General features: G+C 62.1%; 22 protein-coding genes. 12 read left to right on the top strand and 10 right to left on the bottom strand.

Annotation, left to right across the window (positions count from 1 at the left end; all coding sequences use genetic code 11):
• The 6 genes from dnaA (at position 1) to ABLV49_RS00030 (ending at position 7630) form a co-directional block, all read left to right on the top strand.
• A complete protein-coding gene (gene dnaA, locus ABLV49_RS00005; RefSeq protein ID WP_011803468.1) occupies positions 1–1398 on the top strand; it encodes a chromosomal replication initiator protein DnaA in 1398 nt (465 codons plus the stop codon).
• A 274-nt stretch (positions 1399–1672) separates the two neighbouring features.
• Positions 1673–2779 carry a DNA polymerase III subunit beta gene (dnaN, locus tag ABLV49_RS00010; RefSeq protein ID WP_011803469.1) on the top strand — a complete coding sequence of 369 codons (1107 nt, stop codon included), beginning with the start codon at positions 1673–1675 and terminating at the stop codon, positions 2777–2779.
• Between the two features lie 99 nt (positions 2780–2878).
• A complete protein-coding gene (gene gyrB, locus ABLV49_RS00015; RefSeq protein ID WP_349279490.1) occupies positions 2879–5503 on the top strand; it encodes a DNA topoisomerase (ATP-hydrolyzing) subunit B in 2625 nt (874 codons plus the stop codon).
• 37 nt (positions 5504–5540) lie between these two features.
• The gene (locus tag ABLV49_RS00020) at positions 5541–6152 is read left to right on the top strand and encodes a 3'-5' exonuclease (protein WP_349279492.1); all 612 of its coding nucleotides are present in this window, start codon (positions 5541–5543) and stop codon (positions 6150–6152) included.
• An 84-nt stretch (positions 6153–6236) separates the two neighbouring features.
• On the top strand, positions 6237–7334 hold the full coding sequence (locus ABLV49_RS00025; protein WP_349279493.1) for a 3-deoxy-7-phosphoheptulonate synthase: 1098 nt from the start codon (positions 6237–6239) through the stop codon (positions 7332–7334).
• A 47-nt stretch (positions 7335–7381) separates the two neighbouring features.
• Positions 7382–7630: a type II toxin-antitoxin system Phd/YefM family antitoxin gene (locus ABLV49_RS00030; protein WP_349279495.1), complete on the top strand. Its 249-nt coding sequence runs from the start codon at positions 7382–7384 to the stop codon at positions 7628–7630.
• Between the two features lie 42 nt (positions 7631–7672).
• On the opposite strand, the gene ABLV49_RS00035 is transcribed toward ABLV49_RS00030, so the two are convergent.
• From ABLV49_RS00035 to ABLV49_RS00050, 4 genes are read right to left on the bottom strand one after another with little or no spacing between them, the layout of a single operon-like run.
• Positions 7673–7834, bottom strand: a complete 162-nt coding sequence (locus ABLV49_RS00035; protein ID WP_349279497.1) for a hypothetical protein — start codon at positions 7832–7834, stop codon at positions 7673–7675.
• A 21-nt stretch (positions 7835–7855) separates the two neighbouring features.
• Positions 7856–8458 carry a retropepsin-like aspartic protease family protein gene (locus tag ABLV49_RS00040; protein ID WP_349279499.1) on the bottom strand — a complete coding sequence of 201 codons (603 nt, stop codon included), beginning with the start codon at positions 8456–8458 and terminating at the stop codon, positions 7856–7858.
• A gap of 2 nt (positions 8459–8460) precedes the next feature.
• Positions 8461–9255 carry an HNH endonuclease gene (locus tag ABLV49_RS00045; protein WP_349281833.1) on the bottom strand — a complete coding sequence of 265 codons (795 nt, stop codon included), beginning with the start codon at positions 9253–9255 and terminating at the stop codon, positions 8461–8463.
• A 31-nt stretch (positions 9256–9286) separates the two neighbouring features.
• The gene (locus tag ABLV49_RS00050) at positions 9287–9931 is read right to left on the bottom strand and encodes a hypothetical protein (RefSeq protein ID WP_349279501.1); all 645 of its coding nucleotides are present in this window, start codon (positions 9929–9931) and stop codon (positions 9287–9289) included.
• 393 nt (positions 9932–10324) lie between these two features.
• Between ABLV49_RS00050 and ABLV49_RS00055 the strand changes: the two genes are divergently transcribed.
• The 3 genes from ABLV49_RS00055 (at position 10325) to ABLV49_RS00065 (ending at position 12122) form a co-directional block, all read left to right on the top strand.
• Positions 10325–10531, top strand: coding sequence for a hypothetical protein (locus tag ABLV49_RS00055; RefSeq protein WP_349279503.1), 207 nt, complete (start codon positions 10325–10327; stop codon positions 10529–10531).
• A 79-nt stretch (positions 10532–10610) separates the two neighbouring features.
• Positions 10611–11195 (top strand): NnrU family protein, encoded by a 585-nt coding sequence (locus ABLV49_RS00060; protein ID WP_349279505.1) that lies wholly within the window; start codon positions 10611–10613, stop codon positions 11193–11195.
• Positions 11196–11420: 225 nt separating this feature from the next.
• Positions 11421–12122 carry a hypothetical protein gene (locus tag ABLV49_RS00065; protein WP_349279507.1) on the top strand — a complete coding sequence of 234 codons (702 nt, stop codon included), beginning with the start codon at positions 11421–11423 and terminating at the stop codon, positions 12120–12122.
• A gap of 144 nt (positions 12123–12266) precedes the next feature.
• On the opposite strand, the gene minE is transcribed toward ABLV49_RS00065, so the two are convergent.
• From minE to minC, 3 genes are all read right to left on the bottom strand, one after another.
• Positions 12267–12527 carry a cell division topological specificity factor MinE gene (minE, locus tag ABLV49_RS00070; protein WP_011799443.1) on the bottom strand — a complete coding sequence of 87 codons (261 nt, stop codon included), beginning with the start codon at positions 12525–12527 and terminating at the stop codon, positions 12267–12269.
• A 6-nt stretch (positions 12528–12533) separates the two neighbouring features.
• The gene (gene minD, locus ABLV49_RS00075; RefSeq protein WP_349279509.1) at positions 12534–13349 is read right to left on the bottom strand and encodes a septum site-determining protein MinD; all 816 of its coding nucleotides are present in this window, start codon (positions 13347–13349) and stop codon (positions 12534–12536) included.
• A gap of 135 nt (positions 13350–13484) precedes the next feature.
• Positions 13485–14255 carry a septum site-determining protein MinC gene (gene minC, locus ABLV49_RS00080; protein ID WP_349279511.1) on the bottom strand — a complete coding sequence of 257 codons (771 nt, stop codon included), beginning with the start codon at positions 14253–14255 and terminating at the stop codon, positions 13485–13487.
• 204 nt (positions 14256–14459) lie between these two features.
• On the opposite strand from minC, the gene ABLV49_RS00085 reads away from it, so the two are divergent.
• Both ABLV49_RS00085 and ABLV49_RS00090 read left to right on the top strand, forming a co-directional pair.
• Complete coding sequence (locus tag ABLV49_RS00085) at positions 14460–15614, top strand: metallophosphoesterase (RefSeq protein WP_349279513.1); 1155 nt, start codon at positions 14460–14462, stop codon at positions 15612–15614.
• A 264-nt stretch (positions 15615–15878) separates the two neighbouring features.
• Positions 15879–16313, top strand: a complete 435-nt coding sequence (locus ABLV49_RS00090) for a PPC domain-containing DNA-binding protein (RefSeq protein WP_349279515.1) — start codon at positions 15879–15881, stop codon at positions 16311–16313.
• 45 nt (positions 16314–16358) lie between these two features.
• Here the strand turns inward: ABLV49_RS00090 and ABLV49_RS00095 are convergent, their stop codons facing one another.
• The 3 genes from ABLV49_RS00095 to ABLV49_RS00105 form a co-directional block, all read right to left on the bottom strand.
• On the bottom strand, positions 16359–17381 hold the full coding sequence (locus tag ABLV49_RS00095; RefSeq protein ID WP_349279517.1) for a lysylphosphatidylglycerol synthase domain-containing protein: 1023 nt from the start codon (positions 17379–17381) through the stop codon (positions 16359–16361).
• Positions 17382–17386: 5 nt separating this feature from the next.
• The gene (gene clsB, locus ABLV49_RS00100) at positions 17387–18664 is read right to left on the bottom strand and encodes a cardiolipin synthase ClsB (protein WP_349279519.1); all 1278 of its coding nucleotides are present in this window, start codon (positions 18662–18664) and stop codon (positions 17387–17389) included.
• Between the two features lie 75 nt (positions 18665–18739).
• Complete coding sequence (locus ABLV49_RS00105; protein ID WP_349281835.1) at positions 18740–19573, bottom strand: endonuclease/exonuclease/phosphatase family protein; 834 nt, start codon at positions 19571–19573, stop codon at positions 18740–18742.
• A 296-nt stretch (positions 19574–19869) separates the two neighbouring features.
• Between ABLV49_RS00105 and ABLV49_RS00110 the strand changes: the two genes are divergently transcribed.
• Positions 19870–20319, top strand: coding sequence for a hypothetical protein (locus ABLV49_RS00110; RefSeq protein WP_349279521.1), 450 nt, complete (start codon positions 19870–19872; stop codon positions 20317–20319).
• Positions 20320–20339: the final 20 nt, after the last annotated feature.

Consider the following 20339-nt stretch of genomic DNA (forward strand, 5'->3'; position numbering starts at 1 on the left):
ATGAGCGCGGCGTCCGTGTCTGGTCAAAATGATGACTTGTGGCAAATTTGCGTTGACCATCTGGCTCAGGAGTTGCCTGAGCAGCAATTCAATACCTGGATCCGCCCGCTGGTTGTGATTGTTGCACCCGATTTGTCCAAAGCGACGGTCCAGGTGGGCAATCGCTTCAAGCTGGACTGGGTTCGAGCCCAGTACGCCGCCCGGATTGCGGCACTATTTGAACAACTCTCCGGCCAGAGAATCCCGATTGAACTGGCACTCGCGCCACGTGAGGCACCTGTCAAATCAGAACTCGTGGTTCGCAAATTTGAACGTGCTGCAGGGGTTGCCGAGCTGGCCAGCGTCGGAACGCCTGAAGAGGCAGCCGGTTCTGCCTTCAAAAACCGGCTCAATTCCGCCTTGACGTTTGACACCCTGATTGAAGGCACGGCCAACCGCATGGGCCGAGCTGCGGCGCTTCACGTCGCCAGCAGTCTGGGTCAGCTGTACAACCCGCTGTTTATTTACGGCGGCGTCGGTCTGGGCAAAACCCACCTGATGCACGCGATCGGCAACAAACTGATGGCCGACAACCCGGCGGCCAAGGTTCTGTACATCCACGCCGAGCAGTTTGTCTCGGATGTGGTCAAAGCCTACCAGCGCAAGACGTTTGACGATTTCAAGGAGCGTTATCACTCGCTCGATCTGCTGCTGATCGACGATGTGCAGTTTCTGGCCAACAAGGATCGCACCCAGGAAGAGTTCTTCAACGCCTTTGAGGCTTTGCTGACAAAAAAATCACACATTGTGATGACCAGTGATACCTATCCGAAAGGCTTGGCGGACATCCATGAGCGCCTGGTGTCGCGTTTTGACTCCGGCCTGACAGTGGCTATTGAGCCGCCAGAATTGGAGATGCGCGTAGCTATCCTGATCCGCAAGGCTGATGCCGATGGTGCAGTCCTCCCGGAAGAAGTGGCATTTTTTGTCGCCAAAAATGTCCGTTCGAATGTGCGCGAACTCGAAGGTGCGTTGCGCAAAATACAGGCTTATTCCCGGTTTAGTCACAAGGAAATTTCCATCCAGTTGGCCCGGGAAGCACTGCGCGACCTGCTGTCGATCCAGAATCGACAGATTTCGGTGGAAAACATCCAAAAGACGGTGGCCAACTATTACAAGATCAAGGTTGCCGACATGTACTCAAAGAAGCGGCCCGCCAACATTGCCCGACCGCGCCAGATCGCCATGTACCTGGCCAAGGAATTGACGCAAAAAAGCCTGCCCGAGATTGGCGAGTTGTTTGGCGGCCGCGACCATACCACCGTGTTGCATGCCGTACGAAAAATGGCGGCCGAGCGGCAATTGATGACTGAACTCAACCAGCAACTGCATGTACTGGAGCAAACGCTCAAGGGTTGAAAACAAGGAATTTTTTACGTTTCAGGCTTGTCGGGACGCCCCGCAAACCCTGGGGATAACTTTCTAATAACTTATGACTTATCCACAGGAACAGGCGAAAATGAAAAGTTATTCATATTTAACACACTGTTTTCAGTGTGCTTATGCACAAGGTTTAGCGATGCTCAAGTACTTGATTTAAAAGAAAAAAAAGCCGTTGTCCACAAAAAAGCCCTCCCTCTACTACTACTACTAATTTATATTTAAGAATTAAAGATAAAGACAAAAGGAAAAGATGATTGTTCTGAAAGCCACTCAAGATAAGTTTTTAGGCGTGCTGCAATCGGTTGCGGGAATCGTGGAACGCAGGCATACCTTGCCCATTCTGGCCAACGTGCTGATCCGCAAGACCGGTGCGCAACTGCAGCTCACGACGAGCGATCTGGAAATCCAGATCCGCACCACCGCCGAACTCGATGGCGATGAAGGCGATTTCACCACCACGGTCGGCGCCCGCAAGCTGATCGATGTGCTGCGTTCCATGCCCAGCGACCAGACCGTGTCGCTCGAATCGGCGCAGAACAAGCTGATTTTGAAAGGCGGCAAAAGCCGTTTCACGCTGCAAACCCTGCCGGCGGAGGACTTTCCGCTGGTGCAGGAGGCGGCCAGCTTTGGCCCGGTGTTCTCCGTGCCGCAAAAGGTGCTGAAGGAGCTGCTCAACCAGGTGTCGTTTGCCATGGCGGTGCATGACATCCGCTACTACCTCAACGGCATCCTGTTCGTGGCCGAAGGCAAGCAGCTGAGCCTGGTCGCGACCGACGGTCACCGGCTGGCGTTTTCGTCGGCAACGCTCGATGTCGAAGTGCCCAAGCAGGAAGTGATCTTGCCGCGCAAGACGGTGCTGGAAATGCAGCGCCTGCTCAGCGACAAGGAAGGCGCGATCGAGATGCAGTTTGCCGGCAACCAGGCCAAGTTCAGCTTTGAAGGCATGGAATTCGTGACCAAGCTGGTCGAAGGCAAATTCCCCGACTACAACCGGGTGATCCCGAAGAACCACAAAAACATCATCACGCTGGGCCGCGCCCCTTTGCTGGCCAGCCTGCAGCGCACCGCCATCCTGACCAGCGAAAAGTTCAAGGGTGTGCGCCTGAACATCGAGCCCGGCACCCTGCGCGTGGCATCAAACAATGCCGAGCAGGAAGAAGCGGTCGATGAACTCGACATCGACTACGACGGCGACGCCATCGAAATCGGCTTCAACGTGACCTACCTGATCGATGCCCTGAACAACATGAACCAGGACATGGTGAAAATCGAACTGGCGGACTCCAACAGCTCGGCCCTGCTCACCATTCCCGACAATGCGGCTTTCAAATACGTCGTGATGCCGATGCGAATTTAAGGCGAATTCAAGCGCAAAACGCCTGAAGCGAAAGACAGACCCGCGAAGCTTCGCGGGTTTGGTCATTCAAGAGATTGAAGAAATTGGGAACTGCTGTCCATGACTGAAGAAAATAAACTGAACGAAGCCGACCAAGTACACGTGTCTGACGGCTTGGCGGGCGAAGGAAGCTCCAATTTCCAGCCCAAAATCGACACCAACCAGGCGGGCGCCTCGGAGGCCTACGGCGAAGGCTCGATCCAGATCCTGGAGGGCCTGGAAGCTGTGCGCAAGCGCCCCGGCATGTACATCGGCGACACCTCGGACGGCACCGGACTGCATCACCTGGTGTTCGAGGTGGTGGACAACTCCATCGACGAGTCCCTGGCGGGCCACTGCGATGACATCCTGGTGACCATCCACACCGACAACTCGGTCAGCGTGGTCGATAACGGCCGGGGCATTCCCACCGGCGTGAAGATGGACGACAAGCACGAGCCGAAACGCTCGGCCGCTGAAATTGCGCTGACCGAACTGCATGCCGGCGGCAAGTTCAACCAGAACAGCTACAAGGTGTCGGGCGGCCTGCACGGCGTGGGCGTGAGCTGCGTGAATGCCTTGTCAAAAATGCTGCGGCTGACGATTCGCCGCGACGGCAAGGTGCATGTCATGGAGTTCTCCCGGGGCTTTGTGCAAAACCGAATCTCGGAGTCGGTCAATGGCGTCGAGGTTTCACCGATGAAGGTGATGGGGCCGACCGACAAGCGCGGCACCGAAGTCCACTTTTTGCCCGACACCGAAATCTTCAAGGAAAACAACGATTTCCATTACGAGATTTTGAGCAAGCGCCTGCGCGAGTTGAGCTTTTTGAACAACGGCGTGCGCATTCGCCTGAAGGACGAACGCAGCGGCAAGGAGGATGATTTTTCCGGCACCGGCGGCGTCAAGGGCTTTGTGGAATTCATCAACAAGGGCAAAACGGTATTGCACCCCAACGTGTTCAATGCCATGGGCGACCGCCAGAGCGACCAGGGCACCAACATCGGCGTCGAAGTGGCGATGCAGTGGAACAGCGGCTACAGCGAGCAGGTGCTGTGTTTCACCAACAACATTCCCCAGCGCGACGGCGGCACCCACCTGACCGGCCTGCGCGCCGCCATGACGCGGGTCATCAACAAATACATCGATGACACCGAACTGGCCAAGAAAGCCAAGGTCGAGGTCACCGGCGACGACATGCGCGAAGGCCTGTGCTGCGTGCTGAGCGTGAAGGTGCCCGAGCCCAAGTTTTCGAGCCAGACCAAGGACAAGCTGGTGTCCAGCGAAGTGCGCGGCCCGGTTGAGGACATCGTCAGCCGCCTGTTGAACGACTACCTTCAGGAACGGCCGAACGACGCGAAGATCATCGTCGGCAAGATCATCGAAGCCGCCCGGGCTAGAGAAGCCGCCCGCAAGGCGCGCGACATGACGCGCCGCAAGGGCGTGCTCGACGGCATGGGCCTGCCCGGCAAGCTGGCCGACTGCCAGGAAAAAGACCCGGCGATGTGCGAGATTTACCTGGTCGAGGGCGACTCCGCCGGCGGTTCGGCCAAGCAGGGCCGCGACCGCAAGTTCCAGGCGATTTTGCCGCTCAAGGGCAAGATCCTGAATGTTGAAAAAGCCCGCTACGAAAAGCTGCTGACCAGCAACGAAATCCTGATTTTGATCACCGCTTTGGGCACCGGCATCGGCAAGGGCGGCGGCGTGGGCGGCACGCCCGGCACCGACGACTTCAATGTCGCCAAGCTGCGCTACCACCGCATCATCATCATGACCGATGCCGACGTGGACGGCGCGCACATCCGCACGCTGCTGCTGACCTTTTTCTACCGCCAGATGCCCGAGCTGATCGAGCGCGGCCACATCTACATTGCCCAGCCGCCGCTGTACAAGGTCAAGGCCGGCAAGGAAGAGCAGTACCTGAAGGACACGGCCGCACTCGACGGCTTCCTGCTGCGGATTGCGCTGAAGGATGCATCGGTGCAAACCGGCGCCGACGACAGCTCCGTGCTGACCGGCGATGCGCTGGGCGAACTGGCGCGCAAGCACCAGCAGGCCGAATCGGTGATTCATCGCCTGATGGGTTTCATGGACGCCGAGGCGCTGCGCGCGATTGCCGATGGCGTGTCGCTCAACCTGGACACGGTGGCCGATGCCGAAGTGTCCGCTGTTGCGCTGCAGGCCAAGCTGCGCGAACTGAACACGACAGGTGCACCGGCCGAGGTGGCCGGCGAATTCGACGTGCGCAGCGACAAACCGATTCTGCGCATCAGCCGCCGCCACCACGGCAATGTCAAAAGCAGCGTGCTGACGCAGGACTTCGTGGTCGGCGCCGACTATGCCGTGCTGGCCGAAGCGGCCAGCACTTTCCACGGCCTGATCGGTGACGGCGCCAGGGTGATGCGCGGCGAAGGCGAGCGGCGCAAGGAAGAAAAGATCAGCGACTTCCGCCAGGCCATGCGCTGGCTGATCGGCCAGGCTGAACACGGCACGGCGCGCCAGCGCTACAAGGGGCTGGGCGAGATGAACCCGGCCCAGCTCTGGGAAACCACGCTCGACCCCAAGGTTCGCCGCCTGCTCAAGGTGCAGATCGACGACGCCATCGAGGCCGACCGGGTGTTCACCATGCTGATGGGCGACGAGGTCGAGCCGCGCCGCGAGTTCATTGAGCAAAATGCCTTGCGCGCCGGAAATATTGATATTTAAGGGCACACGACTGGCCTGACGATCCGATGCGCTCCACATGAAACTCACTGCCGTCATCGACTTCGAAACCACCGGCATTTCACCGGGCTGCGGCGACCGCGCCACCGAGGTGGCGATTGTGCTGCTGGAGGGTGGCCGGGTGGTGGACCGTTTCCAGAGCCTGATGAATGCCGGTGTTCGCATTCCTTCCTTCATCACCCAGCTGACCGGCATCACCAACGCCATGGTGGCCGGCGCGCCCGACGCCGCGCAGGTCATGACGCAGGCCAGCCGCTTTGTCGGCGATGCGCCGCTGGTGGCGCACAACGCCGCGTTTGACCGCAAGTTCTGGCAGGCCGAACTGGACCGCGCCGGGCTGGCCGCGCCGCAGCCCTTCATCTGCACCCTGCTGCTGTCGCGGCGCCTGTATCCGCAAGCGCCCAACCACAAGCTGGGTTCGCTGGTCGATTTTCACGGCCTGCCGCGCACCGGGCAGGCGCACCGGGCGCTGGCCGATGCCGAAATGGCGGCCGAACTGCTGGGCCAGATCCAGCACGACCTGCGTACCCGCCACCGCGTGGCCCAGCCCGACCATGCGCTGCTGATGGCCTTGCAGCGCTGCGCCAAGTTGGCTGTCGGCGCGTTGATGGCCAGGCATGCCAGCGCGTGAGTCTTGTTCAGATGCTATTAAATAAATAGCTGCTTGCGCATGGCTGGCTTGCGCTAGAGCCCATAAACACTCATAAAAATCACCATGAACACCCACGTCCGACCCGTTACGCCGCCTTCTACCCAAGACAGCACCCGCATCGACGACCTGCGCATCGGCGCGGTGCGTCCGCTGATCACGCCCGCGCTGCTGCAGGAGTGGCTGCCCACGCCGGTCAGCGTCCAGGCGCTGGTGGCGGACAGCCGCGCCGCGATCTCAAAGGTGCTGCATGGCGCCGACGACCGGCTGGTGGTCGTGGTCGGGCCGTGTTCCATCCACGACCATGCGCAGGCCATGGACTACGCCCGCCAACTCAAGGCGCAGGCCGATGCGCTCAAGGACGATTTGCTGATCGTGATGCGCGTGTATTTTGAAAAGCCGCGCACCACCGTTGGCTGGAAAGGCTACATCAACGACCCGCACCTGGACGGCAGCTTTGCCATCAACGAAGGGCTGGAAATGGCGCGCCAGCTGCTGCTCGACGTGCTGGCCCTTAGCCTGCCGGTGGGCACCGAATTCCTTGATTTGCTGAGCCCGCAGTTCATCAGCGACCTGGTGAGCTGGGGCGCGATTGGCGCGCGCACCACCGAAAGCCAGAGCCACCGCCAGCTCGCCAGCGGCCTGTCGTGCCCGGTCGGCTTCAAGAACGGCACCGATGGCGGCGTGAAGGTGGCGGCCGACGCCATCCAGGCGGCGCAGGCCACGCATGCCTTCATGGGCATGACCAAGATGGGCCAGGCGGCGATTTTTGAAACCCGGGGCAATGACGACTGCCATGTGATTCTGCGCGGCGGCAGGCAGACCAATTATTCGAAGGCCGACGTGGACGCGACCTGCGCGCAGCTCAAGGCCGCCGGCCTGCGCGAGCAGGTGATGATCGACGTGTCGCACGCCAACAGCAGCAAGCAGCACCAGCGCCAGATCGAAGTCGCCGCCGACGTGGCGGGCCAGGTGGCGGCGGGCGACCACCGCATCATGGGCCTGATGATTGAAAGCCACCTGAATGAAGGCCGGCAGGACATCGTTCCCGGCCAGCCCTTGAAGCACGGCGTGTCGGTGACCGATGCCTGCATCAGTTTTGCGCAGACCGTGCCGGTGCTGCAAGGGCTGGCGGCGGCGGTGCGGGCGCGGCGCCTGGCATAAACCTTTCTTCGATTTCCCCTGTCTAGACTGACCAAATGGAGGCCATCATGTCCACATGGCAACTGCAGGACGCCAAAGGAAAATTCAGCGAGGTTGTGAAGCGTGCTCTGAGTGAAGGGCCGCAGGAAATCACGGTACGGGGCGAGTCGGTGGCTGTGCTGATTTCACGCACCGAATATCTCCGCCTGGCGCATCCCAAAATTGGGTTTGTTGAGTTCATGCGCCAGTCTCCACTGGTCGGGCTGGACCTGGAGACCGAGCGGCAACCGGGCCTGACACGCGAGACCGAGTTGTGAGCTGCCTGATTGACACTTGCGTGAGCGCGGAGCTGGTGCGCTTCAAACCCGATGCCAAGCCGTGCTGGACTGGTTTGCCACTACACCGGACAAGGCCCTGTTTTTGACGTCTTGACGCTGGGCGAAATTTTGAAAGGCGTTGAGAAACTGGCCGATACCCAGCGCCGCAAAAAACTGCGCATGACGATTGAAATCCGTCTTCATGCCATTCACTGAACAGGGCTGCTACCTTTGGCGCAAGATCATTTGCTCTTTTGAAAGAACGATTTCAAACTTGGACAGAAAGCTTTGACCCAGCAAGGCGTCGTTGGCGTTGTCGCCCACAAGCCCGACACCGATGCGCACGCTCGATATACTCACCGGCCCGAGCGCGACGGGAACGTCAGACACGATTCGCCCGCGAAAGTCTCCATTGGCGGTCTTGAACACAGTAGGCACGCCCGCCGAAATATCGGCCGTGCGCGAAAATTTTTCGCTGACGGTCACGAGCGATGCGCCGGTATCGACCATGAAGTTGACGGGTTTTCCGTTGACCAGGCCGGCGGCATAGAAGTGACCGTCTCTTGCTCGTGGAATCACCAAATCACCGCTTGCCGATATCGAAACGGCTCTGGGTTTCAGGTAGTGGGCCATGCCTGCATACAGCAAGCCCATGACCACAAGCCAAAAGACGGCAATTGCTGCCGACCCCCGCTTGAGACTGGCTGGAAGTGCGGTGTTATTTGAACGACTTTCTTTTCTGGTGCGCTCTTTCTGCGCTTCCTTCCACCAGTCCCGATCTTGCATGCCCATTGGATTTTTTTCCTTGAATTGCTTGCCGGACTCCAAGCTTATGCCATGAATCCAAACATCCGCGCATGAAACGCCAAAAACTCGGGTGCAGGACGAAACCGCTCCGGCAAGCGGATGGCCTGGCCGTTAAACCGCAGCAAAGCATCGGCCATGAAGCGGTCCTCCTGTTGAGCCTTGAAAGCCGGTGCAACACGAACCGTGAAATCAGGCATCACCGTGATCAAACCCTGGTCGTAGGCTTTGTCGTGCAGCGCGGAAAGGCAAAGGCCGTTTTGGGGATTCAAGCGGTTTTTTCTGTCCATGCGCCACGGCACGATATGGCTGGCAATCACCAATTTTTCATGCTGCAAGCCACTGATGCAGCAAGTCGCGTCATAGCTGGCCAGCACTGATTTTCTGAACCGCGCTTGGTTGATGCGAACTTGCACCCAGGCGCTGCGCATTCGCCCTTCCTCACCCGCAAACGGCGCTTCCTCGATCTCTTCAATGAGTGCGCTGTCTGCTGCAACGCCGTGGTTCAGCGCCAGCGTTGAATAGGCATTCGCAGCTTCTTCAGCAACCGCATCCCAGTTGTTTTGAAGCGCTGCCCAAAGAGCGCGGTCCTGGTTTGATGCGCCGCTTAAGCCGGCCCGGCCGCTGGCAATGATTTGCGGATCAAGGCTTGCAAAATTGACCAGCTTCATCGCGACCGAACTGGGCGTTCGCCCCTGCCATGCCGCAAGCTGTTGAACTTCAGGCGTGCCACGGTGCAGCTTCCCAAACGGCAGCAAGGTGTACAGGTGAAAGGCTGCGAGTGTGTGGGACTGTGTCCATTTGACTGAGGGCGATGGCATTGGGTACTTTTTAAAGAGGGGGGAACATCCATTACCGGCAACGAAGCCGAAACTGCCGGTCGCGCGCCTGCTTGCGCTGCTCCCTGATCCAGTCTTGCGTTTGCGCGCCTTGCGGTTGGCGCGCCATGGAATCCCCGTGCTTGATTTGCGAATCGAGCCACTCGCATTCCGTTTTTTTGGCTGCCGCATCGCTGATGGAACTGGCTTGCACTTCAACGATGTGTTGGGCGGTTGCCGTCGCTTCGGCTGGGCCGGCGGCTGTTGGCCGGACGGCCGCCATCAGGTTGTGATTGGCTCGCGTGGTGACCTGGCTGCTGACTGATCCTTGCGGGCATGCGGCGTCGCCGTAGCTGGTGCGGCCGTTCACCACGCACTTGGTCACTTGGGAAATGCCCGCTGCCGCGTTGGAACTGTTTGGGTAGGCGGGTTGCGTTGGAAGGGCCGACGTTGGTGCGGGGATTGGATGCCGGGCTGGCTGGGGCATTGACTCGGCAACAGGCTGAGGTGCTGGGCGTTGGTTCAGTTTCCAGTCGGCTGCCTTGTAGAGAAAAAACAGCAGCGCCACAAAGACAAGCGCCATGCCCAAGGTGCCCAGCTTGAACCGCTCGGGCGGCGGGCTGAACGGCCGTTGACGCCGGGATTTTTCATGCATGTAATCCCGGTCCATCAGTCCCATGCTGCAGTTCCTTGTGCTTTTAGAAGCCGTATTGCCCGCCTTGCCAGGCTTGCGGAACCTCCCGCAGCCAACAAGCTGATTATGAGTTGAGCGCCGGCCGAATCGGCGCATCAGAAGCGCCGATGTTTGACCTTTTTAAGCATCAAATAGGCCTTTTGCGCAATAGCCACAAGCATGAGAAGCTATTAAATAAGTAGCGATTGCACTGGGATGCATGGGCGCGGGCTGCGGGGAAAGCGGCGCTGTCCGACACCGCAAGCCTTCGCTTGATCCAACAATGGGGCAGGCGGAATGACGCTGTTTTTGAACCCCGGCCTCTCGTCCTGCTTGTGCGGAACGTGCCTTCAAGGCGCTTTTCGCTTCTGCTTATCCACTTATCCAACGGAAACCATCATGACGAGCAAACAAAACCCGCAAGACAAACAGACGCCGCACACCGGCAAGGTCGAAAACGACAGCAACAAGCAGGGCGATCAGGAGCCCACGCAGTTGAACCAGGGCCAGCGCACGCCGGACAGCCGCAGCGACCGCGAGGCGCATGTGGGCGGCAACAACCAGTCGCAGTCGCGCCGCGGGCCGGTGGGCTCGCCCAAGCGCTGACGTTCGGCCGGGCAATAAGGCCGGGCCGCTACTACCGATGGCAGCTTTTCACTTTTTCTTCTGATGCGAAGGCAACACCATGGGCATGCTGATTCTGGGGCTGGTTCTTTTTCTGGGCGTGCATTCGACGCGCATCGTCGCCGAAGGCTGGCGCACGGCCATGATCGGGCGTTTGGGCGAAAAGCGCTGGAAGGGCCTGTACGCGCTGGTCTCGCTGGTCGGTTTCGGGCTGGTGGTGTGGGGTTTTGGCCTGGCGCGGCAGCAGCCGGTGCAGTGGTGGGCGCCGCCGTTTGCCACGCGCCATCTGGCCTGGCTGCTGACGGCGCTGGCTTTCATTTTGCTGGCGGCCGCCTATGTGCCGCGCAACGCCATCAAGGCACGGCTGCACCATCCGATGGTGCTGGGCGTGATGTGCTGGGCCGTGGCGCATCTGCTGGCCAACGGCAACCGGGCGCATGTGCTGCTGTTTGGCAGTTTCCTGGTGTGGGCGGGGCTGAGCTTTCGCTCGGCACGGGCACGCGACCGGGCCGCGCTGGCCGTGTACCCGGCGGGCACGGCGGGCACGGCTGCGGGCACGCTGATGGCCGTGCTGGCCGGCATGGCCGCCTGGGCCGTGTTTGCGTTCTGGGCGCATGGGCTACTGATCGGCATTCGGCCGGTGTAAAAAGCCCTGATGGGCCGCGTTTTCGCGTTTCGGCTGCTGACATGCGTTACAAAATAACGCCATGTGCATGTCACATGGTGAATATCGCGCCAGCCGCTGGCGGCCGATGGCTGAAAAAGCGCCATGAGCGGGGCATTGCGCATCGACTTACATACTTCACGAAGCCGACACCCGGCGCACATTTTGCCGGGCGAAGATGAATGCTTCTTCAACACAGGAGCTTCAATGCACGGTTTCAACCATTCCCGCACCCTATCCATCCCAACCTCTTCCCTCCCTTCCCCGTGGAAGCAGCAGCGCTTCTTGCGGGCCATTCCTTCCCTGATGGTGCTGACCACGGCCATCGCCTGGGGCACTGCATCGCATGCCGGCGGACTGGCCCTTGATGGCGCCCTGCGCAATGGCGTGAATGTTGCCGCCGGCCCCGCTCTGGACGCTGGCGTGAGTGCCGGCGTGGGCGTGGACGCCAGTGCCGGCGTGAAGGGCGCCAGCGGCATGGCCGGAGTCGATGCCGCAGGCAGCGCCGGTTCTGGCGCCAACCGCAATATCACGGATGAGCAGCGCATGGCGGCCATGGCTGCGGTGGGTGGCGATGCGAATGCGCAGGGCGCCGCTGGCGTTGAGGCTCCAGGCGGCGCGGTCAAGGCGGCCGCTGAAGGCGTGGGCCGCACGGCAGGCGGTGTGCGTGGCATGGGCGAATCCGTCGGCGGCGCTGCGGCGCGGACCGGCCAGCGCGCGACCCAGGGCGTCAGGTCCGAGGCTTCGGGGGGCTTGAAGGGCGGCGCGAATGCCGCCACCAGCGCCGCCAGCGGCGCCAGGACCGGCATGCCGGGCACTGGCAAGTCCGGTGCCGCAGGCGCCAGAATCGGCGCCGGCGTGGATGCCGATGCGGGGGCCGGCCTCAAGGGCGTGATACCGGCGCGTTAACTCCGTTCAAGCCCGCAGGCGGGGCAATGCAGTGCCGCGCCCTGCACCTCCGGCGCGCCCCTGAAAGCGCTGGAACAAAAAAGCAGCAGCGGCCTTTGCGCCGCTGCTGCTTTTTTTGGGGAAAAGAATATCGGCCCGGCCTGGCTACTTGTCGGGCAATTCAATCTTGACTTCAAGCACATCGAGGTTTTCCTGCCGTTCAAGGTTGAGCTTGATGTCGTTGGGATTGATGTTGATGTACTTGGCAATCACGGCAATCAGGTCGCGCTGCAGCGCCGGCAGGTAGTCGGGCTCGTGGCTGTTGCGCCCCGAGCGCTCATGCGCCAGGATGATTTGAAGCCGCTCCTTGGCAACATTAGCCGTTTTTTTCTTTTCGCCAAGCAGGAAGGAGAAAAATGAGGCCATGGTTTTTTACTTTCCCCCGAACAGGCGTTTGAAGAAACCGGGCTTTTGCGCGTCGATGAAGCGCATTGGCTTGTCCTCGCCCATAAAACGGTCGATCACGTCCTTGTAGGCTTCGGACACGTCGGTGCCCTGCATGTGTACCGCCGCCACGCCCTGGTTGGACGCCTGCAGCACGGTTTCGGATTCGGGAATGACGCCGATCAGCTTGATGCGCAGGATGTCCTGGATGTCTTCGAGCGACAGCATCTGGCCCTGGTCCACGCGGCTGGGGTTGTAGCGGGTGATGAGCAGGTGCTCCTTGATCGCCTCGCCGCCGTCGATGGCGCGCTGGGTCTTGCTCGACAGCATGCCCAGGATGCGGTCGGAGTCGCGCACCGAGGACACTTCGGGGTTGGTGACGACCAGCGCTTCGTCGGCGAAATGCATCGCCATCAGCGCGCCGGTCTCGATGCCGGCGGGCGAGTCGCAGACGATGTACTCGAAGTCCATCGCCGCCAGGTCATCGAGCACTTTCTTGACGCCGTCGATGGTCAGCGCGTCCTTGTCGCGGGTTTGCGAGGCGGCCAGCACGAACAGTTCGGGGCACTGCTTGTCCTTGATGAGGGCCTGGTTGAGCGTGGCTTCGCCCTGGATGACGTTGATCAGGTCGTACACCACGCGGCGCTCGCAGCCCATGATCAGGTCCAGGTTGCGCAGGCCGACGTCAAAGTCGATCACGGCGGTTTTGTGGCCACGCAGGGCCAGGCCGGTTGCAAAGCTGGCGCTGGTGGTGGTTTTGCCGACGCCGCCCTTGCCGGAGGTGACCACAATGATTTTTGCCATTCGAAAAAGTCCTTTTGAAAACGGTAGGTAGGTCAGTCAGGTCAGCAGGGCGCGAATGCAGAATCATGCATCAAACCCTGCTCGACAGGGAAGTGAAATAGGCTGATTGATGTGTAGGAGGCCTGGGGGTCATGTTCACTGCATCGGGGTCATGACCAGCCGTTCGCCGTCCGGGCCGTCCACCAGCCGCACTTGCGCGGGATGGCCGGTCACTTCGGGCGGCAGCGGGTTTTCGCTGGTGCGGTAGATGCCGGCAATCGACAGCAGTTCGGCCTCCAGCGTCAGCGCGAAAATGCGCGCCTCGGTGTTGCCGCGCGCGCCGGCAATGGCCCGGCCGCGCAAGGGCGCATACACATGGATGTGGCCGTCGGCAATGACTTCGGCGCCGGCATTGACCATGGCCAGCACGACCAGGTCGCGGCCACGCGCATACACCTGCTGGCCCGAGCGCAAGGGCTTGTCGATGACCAGCGCGCCCAGCGGCGGCGCATGCAGTTGCGGTTGCTGCTGCTGGGTCTGCGGCGCGGGCTGCTCGGCCGATGCGGCGGCCGGGCGGGGCGTCAGCAGGTGGGCATCCTGCCCGGGAACCAGTCCGGCTTTCTGGGCAGCGGTCATTTGCGCGGGGTTGCCGCCCTTGACGGCAATCGGCACCAGCCGGTAGCTGCGCAGCAGGCTGATCAGGGCGCGGAAATCAATCTCGGCCGCATCGGCCTGGCCGGCATTTTGCAGCGGCGACAGGTCGATGACCAGCGCGTCCTGGTCGAAAAAATCAGGAATGTCGCCGAAGCGCAGCGTCATCTCGCGCGCCAGCGCCGCCAGGTCGGTGGACTTGAGCAGCAGCGCGACCAGGGGGAAATTGGCGCTTTTGATTTCAAAGGTGGTCAAGGTGGCAGCAGTCATGGTCATGGGCGTGCGGGGCTTCTTGGTGAACAAAAGGAGGCAGACCCTGATGGGGTGGCAGCGCCCATGCCGGCTGAGGACCCCAGGGTAGCGCAGGACGCCCGGCCTTCCCGGAGGCTCGGCGTTTGAACAGCGTCAGGCATTGAATGCATGCGGATTGCGCCCATCTGGAAACATTGAAAACAAAAAGGGACATTATCCCGGAACTCGATGAACTTCCTGATGCTTTCCGGGCTGAGCGCCCTGCTTCATGGCTATGTGGCCTTTCGCCTGATTCCAGATCTGGCGGCGTTTCCTGCAGCCCGGCTGGTGCTGGGCGGCGTGTTGATCGCTTCAGCCCTGCTGATTCCCCTGGGGCTGATGGCCCGCCGCCTGGCCGCGCCGCCGCTGGCCGACCGCCTGAGCTGGGCCGGCCTGCTGTGCATGGGGCTGTTTTCGTCACTGATGGTGCTGACGCTGCTGCGCGATGCGGCGTCGGCCGTGCTGTGGGGCGTGCATTTCCTGGCGCCCGATGGGCTGGCGCTGGCCGAGTGGCGCGGCGCCTCGGCGCAGGCCGTGCCCTTGCTGGGCGGGCTGGCCACGCTGCTGGGGTTCTGGAACGCCAGGCGCACGGCGGCGGTGGTGCGGGTCGATGTGCCGATTCAAGATCTGCCGGCCGCCTGGCATGGCTTTACCGTGGCGCAGATCAGCGACATCCATGTCGGGCCGACCATCCGCCAGCATTATTTGCGCCGCATCGTCGAGCGCGTCAATACGCTGGGCGCCGACGTGGTGGCGATCACCGGGGACCTGGTCGATGGCCGGGTCAGCGAGCTGGCCGCGCATGTCGCGCCGCTGGCGGATTTACGCTCGCGCCACGGCACGTTTTTTGTCACCGGCAACCATGAATATTATTCGGGCGCGCAGGCCTGGATCGACGAGTTGCGGCGCCTGGGGCTGACGGTGCTGCTCAATGAGCATGTGGTGATCGCGCAGGCGGCAGCAGGAGACGCCGGCAGGCCGCTGGTGCTGGCCGGCGTGACCGATTTCAGCGCCGGGCATTTTGACCCGGCGCAGCGCAGCGACCCGGCCGCCGCGCTGCTGGGCGCGCCGGCTGACGCGGTGCGGGTGCTGCTGGCGCACCAGCCGCGCAGTGCGGCGGCCGCCGCCGAAGCCGGTTTTGACCTGCAGCTTTCGGGCCACACGCATGGCGGGCAGTTTTACCCGTGGACCTGGTTCGTGCGCTTGCAGCAGCCGTTCACGGCCGGCCTGCACCAATGGGGCACGCTGTGGGTGTACACCAGCCGGGGCACGGGCTACTGGGGGCCGCCCAAGCGCTTCGGCGCGCCTTCCGAAATCACCTGCGTGCGGCTGGTGGCGGCTTGATTTGCAAGCAAAATCACCTGATTAGCTACCTGCCTCAGACAAGTATGAAAGCCGTCATTCCCGCGAAGGCGGGAATCCAGTAGCCAAGCGCCTTGAGAACCCTGGATTCCCGCCTTCGCGGGAATGACAAGCGGTTTTAGTCTGAGCTATGTATCTAATCAGGCAAAATCACTGGTTTTCGCATGTCCCATCAGCATACTAAGCTATTTAATTCATAGCATTCTGCCGGCTTGCCAACAGCCCGCAAAACCCGATGGAAACCCCATGAACAACGATCCCGCCATCCATGTCCTGAGGCTGAACCCCGGCGACGACCTGCGCGCCGAACTGCAATCGGCCTTCAACGCGCTGCAGGCCCGGGGCTGCCGGGCCGCCTGCGTCATCTCGGCCGTCGGCAGCCTGTCGCGCGCCGTGCTGCGTTATGCGGCCGAGGCGCATGGAAGCGTGCTGGACGAGCCGCTGGAACTCATCACCCTGTCGGGCACGCTGAGCCCGGACGGCATGCACCTGCATGCCAGCGTCGCCGATGCCCGGGGCCGGATGCGCGGCGGCCACGTCATGCCGGGCTGCAGCGTTCGCACCACGGCTGAAATCGTGCTGGCGCTGCTGCCGGGCTGGGCGTTCAGCCGCGCGCACGATGCCCGGACCGGCTTCATGGAACTGGTGGCAACGCCCGCCAGCACCAAACATTCAGACTGAATTGGGCTCTGGCGCACGGCCAGCGGGTATGGAGTGCTATCAAAATCATGGTTTCAAGGCAGCGCCAGGCCTGCCTGGTTTCTTGGCCCGGGCTTCCATCACCAGGTAAATCACGGCGGCAACGAGCAGTGGCAGCAGGTAATAGACGACGCGGTAGGCCACCAGCCCTGCCAGCAGCTCGTGCCGTGGCATGCGCTGCGACAGCAGGGCCACGAACACCGCTTCGAGCACGCCCAGGTTGCCGGGAATGTGGGTGATCACGCCGGCAATCGCGGCCAGCAGCAGCACGCTGGCGACGCTGAAAAAGTCGATGCGCTGCAGCAGCAGGATGAACACGATGCCCGACATCAGCAGCCAGTTGCCCGCGCCCATGCCCATCTGCAGGCTGGCCAGCTTGAGCGAAGGCAGCTCGATGTCGTGGCCGCGCAGGCGCAAGGTGCGCTGGCGTGAAAAGGCACAGGCGCCCAGGTAGGCCAGCGCCAGCGCCAGCAGCGCCAGGCCGGTCAGGCGCAACTGCGAAGCGTCGATTTGCCAGCTGCCCGGCAGGGCCGGCGGCTTGAGGCTGAACACCAGCCCGGCCAGCAGCAGGTAGCCCATCCAGTTGGCCAGCATGCTGAAGGACGTGACGCGGGTGATGGTGCCCAGCGCCAGCCCGAGCCGCGAATACAGCCGATAGCGAAAGGCAATGCCGCCGACCACCGAGCCGAGGTTGAGGTTGAAGGCATAGCTGACAAAGGTCAGCAGCATCACCGTGGGCGCGCGCAGCGTGTGGCCGGTGTAGTGCCGGCCCAGCAGGTCAAAGCAGCTGTAGAGCAGATAACTGGCGGCGGCCAGCGCCACCGCGCCCCACGAGGCGCTCAAGGGATAGTCCTGCAGCGATGACAGCACCCGGCCCCATTCGATGGTGCGCGCCTGCGACACCAGCAGGTAGCCGACCAGCCCGAAAAAAACCGTCGTGGCGCCGCGTCTGAGCCAGGGCCACCAGGGCCTGTCGGTGAGTTTGCGCCGGGCGCCGGGCTCGCTGCCAGAAGGCGCCGGTCGCGGCAGGATGCGGCTGTCGGGCGTCAAGCGGCTCACACCGGGTCGGCCTGGCTGACGCGGTCGGCGCCGGCGCTTTCAGCGGTGTCGATGGGCACCGTTGCCAGCATCAGGCGCGGCGTGTGCGCGGGCAGCCAGCCGGCCCAGGCCGGAAAGCGGCTGAGCAGGTGAAACACAAAGAAGCTGCGCACCACGCGCCACCAGGTGGACTCCTCCAGGTCGCCCTGCCTGATCTGCTTGCAGCTGTTGTCCATCAGGTGGGCCAGCCGCGCGCTTAAATGCTGGTTGAAGGCGCGGTCCTTGATGATGACGTTGGCCTCCAGGTTCAGCGACAGGCTGAGCGGGTCCAGGTTGCTGGAGCCAACGGTGGCCCATTCGTCGTCGGACACCGCCACCTTGCCGTGCAGCGGCCGCTCGCAGTATTCAAAGATCTGCACGCCGGCCGACAGCAGGTGGTGGTACAGCATGTTGGCCGCCGTCTTGACAATCGCCATGTCGGGCTCGCCCTGCAGGATCAGCTTGACCTCGACGCCGCGCCGCGCCGCCTTGCGCATTTCCTTGAGCAGCTGGAAACCGGGAAAAAAATAGGCGTTGGCAATCACCACGCGCTGCCTGGCGGCGCGAATGGCGATGCGGTAATGCCGCTCGATGTCGGTGGTGTGCAGGCGGTTGTCGCGGGTGACGAAAATCGCGGCTGCATCGCCTGCCGGCCCGGGGGCCAGGCGCCAGCGTTGCGCCAGCCGGTGCGCGCGGTCGGCCAGGCGCTCGCGCAGCTGGCCGCCCAGGCTTTTGGCCGCGCCCTGCTGCCCGGCGGCCAGCGCCTGGTGCACGAACGCGTGAATTTCCGCAACGATGGGGCCAAGGACTTCGACCGCGTAGTCCTGCTTGGCCTCGGGGCCGAAGTCGGCCAGGTGGTCGGCTGAATAATTGATGCCGCCGACAAAGGCGCGCTGGCCATCGACCACCACGATCTTGCGGTGCATGCGCCTAAAGACATTCGTGCGCCAGCCCCAGAGCCGGGGGGCGGGGTCGAACACATGCACGCGCACGCCGGCCTGCGTCAGGGCCGAGATGAAGCCGGGCGACAGGTCGGGCGAGCCGAAGCCGTCCACCGTGACATCGATCCGCACGCCGCGCGAAGCCGCCTGCAGCAGCGCCGCATGCAGCGCCAGGCCGACCTTGTCTTCAAACCAAATGAAGGTTTCGAGCACCACCTCGTGCCGGGCGGCGGCGATGCATTCAAAAACGCGCGGAAAAAATGCCTCGCCGTTTTCCAGCAACTGAAACGAGTTGCCGCTGACCCAGCGCGTCATGGCGTGCCTGCAAAGTTCGCCGGGCGCTGCATGAATCCAGAAACAATGCCGGGCCGGTTCATGCTGCGCGCGGCTTTACAGGCGGATTTCCGCCGCCAGCGGCGCATGGTCGGACAGGTGCGACCACGGGTGGCTGGGCAGCACGATGGGCGAATGGCCGATGGCATTGCGCACATAGATGCGGTCCAGCTGCAGCAGCGGCAGGCGCGCCGGAAAGGTCCGCGCCGCCTGGCCGTTGGCCTGCACGAACACCTCGTGCAGGTTCGCGCCCTTGGCCATCTGGGCATGGGCGCGGCGCCGCCAGTCGTTGAAGTCGCCGGCCACCACCACCGGGGCGCGCACGGGAATCTCCTTGCGCACCAGGTCGCACAGCAGCTTCATCTGCTGCGTGCGGTGGTTTTCGACCAGCCCCAGGTGCACGCAGATCGCATGCACATTGCGGCTCTGGCCGGGCACCTGCAACTCGCAATGCAGCATGCCGCGCCGCTCGGGGCCGCTGATGGAGATGTCGCGGTTTTCAAACCGGACAATCGGGAACTTGGACAGCACCGCGTTGCCGTGGTGGCCGTGGGTATAGACCGCGTTGCGCCCGTAGGCAAACTGCTCCCAGATGCTGTCGGCCAGGTATTCGTAATGCGGCTCTTCGGGGTAGTTGTCGAACTTCTCGGCATGCTTGAGATGGCTGCCGGCCACCTCCTGCAAAAACACCACGTCCGCGCCCACCGTGCGCACCGCATCGCGCAATTCGGACAGGATGAACTTGCGGTTGAAAAAGGTGAAGCCCTTGTGGATATTGACCGTGAGCACCTTGAAGGAATAAGGCGTGTGGACCTCGGGCGCGGGCTGGTCAGCCTGGGTGGCCTCGGGATGCGCTGGACGGGAAGCAGGGGCGGGAATGAAGGGCTGCATAAGAAATAAGGGCACCAGAAAAACGGGACTGAAAAGCCCATGAACTCATTGTTGGTCTGCAAGGGTGGGTGAACTGTAGGACATTGGCTTATTTGCGCTGAGTCGCCATGCCCGCCTGGCTTTAAAAGTCAGGCGCGCACCCTAGCCAGCGCCTGATTCTGCACCGGCGCCATCAAGACCTGTCCTACATGCTTCAAGGACGCTCTCCGACAGTCTGCGCAGGCGGGGCTGATTAAGTTGAATGGGGAAGCTGTTAACCAACAAGCCTTTGCGGGCCAATAAAGGAGTGCATCACCATGCTCATAAAATCCGCCATAAAAACGATTCCCCTGGCAGCGGCGATGACCGCCGCGCTGATGTTCGGTGCCGCGGCGCATGCGCAAACCGCTGCAGCCACAACCGCTGCATCGCCGACACGCGCCGAGGTCAAGATGGAGACCGCCGATTTCCTCAAGACCCACCGCTGGGACGATGACATGAGTCTCTGGGTGATGAAGTCGGGCGTCGACGCCCCGGCCGGCGTGAAACCGCGTGCTGAAGTGAAGGCCGAGCGCGACGCGTTCCTGCGCGCCAACAAGTGGCAGAACGATTCCAGCACCTGGGTGCCGATCAAGACGGGTCCGCGCGACCTTGGAACGATGACGCGCGCGCAGCTGGCGGCCGAGACCAAGCAGTTTCTGGCCACGCATACCTTTGACGAGGTCAAAGGGGCCTATGTCGAGAAGGCCCCGCGCAAAATGAAGTGAATGCAGCCAGCTTCGCCGCA

This window comes from Polaromonas hydrogenivorans, from assembly GCF_040105105.1.
In the GTDB taxonomy this organism is placed as follows: Bacteria; Pseudomonadota; Gammaproteobacteria; order Burkholderiales; family Burkholderiaceae_C; genus Polaromonas; species Polaromonas hydrogenivorans.

Coding starts and splice junctions, on each gene's coding strand:
- minE (WP_011799443.1), bottom strand. CDS start 12,527: ATGGCCTCATTTTTCTCCTTCCTGCTTGGCGAAAAGAAAAAAACGGCT.
- ABLV49_RS00105 (WP_349281835.1), bottom strand. CDS start 19,573: ATGCAGCCCTTCATTCCCGCCCCTGCTTCCCGTCCAGCGCATCCCGAG.
- ABLV49_RS00030 (WP_349279495.1), top strand. CDS start 7,382: ATGTCCACATGGCAACTGCAGGACGCCAAAGGAAAATTCAGCGAGGTT.
- ABLV49_RS00025 (WP_349279493.1), top strand. CDS start 6,237: ATGAACACCCACGTCCGACCCGTTACGCCGCCTTCTACCCAAGACAGC.
- minC (WP_349279511.1), bottom strand. CDS start 14,255: ATGACCATGACTGCTGCCACCTTGACCACCTTTGAAATCAAAAGCGCC.
- ABLV49_RS00035 (WP_349279497.1), bottom strand. CDS start 7,834: ATGAAGACGGATTTCAATCGTCATGCGCAGTTTTTTGCGGCGCTGGGT.
- gyrB (WP_349279490.1), top strand. CDS start 2,879: ATGACTGAAGAAAATAAACTGAACGAAGCCGACCAAGTACACGTGTCT.
- ABLV49_RS00050 (WP_349279501.1), bottom strand. CDS start 9,931: ATGGGACTGATGGACCGGGATTACATGCATGAAAAATCCCGGCGTCAA.
- ABLV49_RS00055 (WP_349279503.1), top strand. CDS start 10,325: ATGACGAGCAAACAAAACCCGCAAGACAAACAGACGCCGCACACCGGC.
- ABLV49_RS00090 (WP_349279515.1), top strand. CDS start 15,879: ATGAACAACGATCCCGCCATCCATGTCCTGAGGCTGAACCCCGGCGAC.
- dnaA (WP_011803468.1), top strand. CDS start 1: ATGAGCGCGGCGTCCGTGTCTGGTCAAAATGATGACTTGTGGCAAATT.
- dnaN (WP_011803469.1), top strand. CDS start 1,673: ATGATTGTTCTGAAAGCCACTCAAGATAAGTTTTTAGGCGTGCTGCAA.
- ABLV49_RS00045 (WP_349281833.1), bottom strand. CDS start 9,255: ATGCCATCGCCCTCAGTCAAATGGACACAGTCCCACACACTCGCAGCC.
- ABLV49_RS00060 (WP_349279505.1), top strand. CDS start 10,611: ATGGGCATGCTGATTCTGGGGCTGGTTCTTTTTCTGGGCGTGCATTCG.
- clsB (WP_349279519.1), bottom strand. CDS start 18,664: ATGACGCGCTGGGTCAGCGGCAACTCGTTTCAGTTGCTGGAAAACGGC.
- minD (WP_349279509.1), bottom strand. CDS start 13,349: ATGGCAAAAATCATTGTGGTCACCTCCGGCAAGGGCGGCGTCGGCAAA.
- ABLV49_RS00110 (WP_349279521.1), top strand. CDS start 19,870: ATGCTCATAAAATCCGCCATAAAAACGATTCCCCTGGCAGCGGCGATG.
- ABLV49_RS00065 (WP_349279507.1), top strand. CDS start 11,421: ATGCACGGTTTCAACCATTCCCGCACCCTATCCATCCCAACCTCTTCC.
- ABLV49_RS00085 (WP_349279513.1), top strand. CDS start 14,460: ATGAACTTCCTGATGCTTTCCGGGCTGAGCGCCCTGCTTCATGGCTAT.
- ABLV49_RS00020 (WP_349279492.1), top strand. CDS start 5,541: ATGAAACTCACTGCCGTCATCGACTTCGAAACCACCGGCATTTCACCG.